Origin of the sequence: Streptomyces sp. MnatMP-M17, from assembly GCF_900091995.1 — a bacterium.
Classification (GTDB): domain Bacteria; phylum Actinomycetota; class Actinomycetes; order Streptomycetales; family Streptomycetaceae; genus Streptomyces.
In genome coordinates this window covers 1-1,219 of sequence record NZ_FMDK01001283.1, presented here as the reverse complement: position 1 = coordinate 1,219, position 1,219 = coordinate 1, and the positions used below count along the sequence as shown (strand labels likewise).

At 69.8% G+C, this 1,219-nt stretch carries 2 protein-coding genes; both read right to left on the bottom strand.

Translation table 11 applies throughout. The features are described 5' to 3' along the window. Positions 1-74: 74 nt before the first annotated feature. Positions 75-269 (bottom strand): hypothetical protein, encoded by a 195-nt coding sequence (locus GA0115259_RS38585; protein WP_093605286.1) that lies wholly within the window; start codon positions 267-269, stop codon positions 75-77. 120 nt (positions 270-389) lie between these two features. Further along, on the bottom strand, positions 390-1,219 hold an 830-nt coding region (locus GA0115259_RS38580), incomplete at its 5' end, for a phosphatidylinositol-specific phospholipase C/glycerophosphodiester phosphodiesterase family protein (RefSeq protein WP_107469441.1).

Sequence of the window (1,219 nt, the reverse complement as noted above, 5' to 3'; positions counted from 1 at the left end):
GGCCGCGGCGATCGCCGCGGCGAGGGCCGGGTCCGGATCGCCCAGCCGGCCCCGCCGCGGACGCCGGCGCGCCGTCACGGTCTGAGGCTGCTGACCACTCCGGCCGTGGCGGAGATTCCGTTCGCGATGGTCGGCGCCATGCTCGTGCCCGAGAGGAAGAACCCGAGCAGGATACAGACCGTCGCGTGCGAGAACTTCAGTCCGCCGTTGCGTACGAAGATCACCGCGAGGATCACCAGAAGCAGCACCACTGAGATCGAAATGGCCATCGACAAACCTCCTCCGCCGCACCGGAATCGCGGCATTCGGCCGCCAGTGTGGCGGAGGAGGAGGCCCGTACCGCCGACTGGCGTGTCCGCCGTACGGGTGGTTGACCGCGGTGATCTTGGCTATGCGCGGTGCGTACGCAGGAAACGTTCGAGGCCCGCAAGGTCGTCCGTATTGAGGTGGTCGACGTCGGCGGCGAGCAGTTCGGCCCAGACGGCGTCCCGCTCAGGACCCGCGAGATCCGGAGTCGCCCAGAAACGCACACGCTGCCCGCGGTCATGGGCGGTGGCGACGATACGGCGCAGTTGGGCGCGCTCCTCCGCCGGGAAGGCGCCCACGCCCTGCCAGCCGAAGCTCTGGGTCCAGTTGCTGCTGATGAGCGGTACGAAGGAGGCGGGAGCGGCCGTACCGAGGTCCTCCAGCCGTCCGTCGTAGAACGCGTACCGCACCCGCTGCGCCTCCATCGGCACACGGGCCGCGCGATCGCCCGAGATGACCGGCGTGACCGCGCCGAGGCGTACGGAGCCGTGCGCGTAGGTGCTCAGCATCGAGCGGTACGCGGTCAGTTGGCGGTGGAGTTCGGTATAGGCGGCGACGCCGTCCGTCTTGATGTCGATGAGGAGCTGTACCGGACGGTGGCAACCCCGGTATACGGAGCCGTGGTTGGCCCGTACGCGCGCGAGCAGCGGATCGAGATAGAGCGCGGCGAGCGTACGCGCCGGATCGAGATCGGCGGGCTCATGGGCGACGAGCAGTTCACCGTCGACCAGAAAGATGTCCGCCTCCACACTCGTGAAGCCATGTGACAGGGCGTCATGGAGCGGGCGGGCGTGCAGATAGTCGTTGTGGGCGTGTGCCTGGCGCAGCGGCCGGGCTTCCCGGCCGCCCGGTGTACGCGTGGTGGCCTGCGCGCTCGCGGGAGCCGCGACGACTCCCGCGAGCGCGGCGGCGA

Coding starts and splice junctions, on each gene's coding strand:
- GA0115259_RS38585 (WP_093605286.1), bottom strand. CDS start 269: ATGGCCATTTCGATCTCAGTGGTGCTGCTTCTGGTGATCCTCGCGGTG.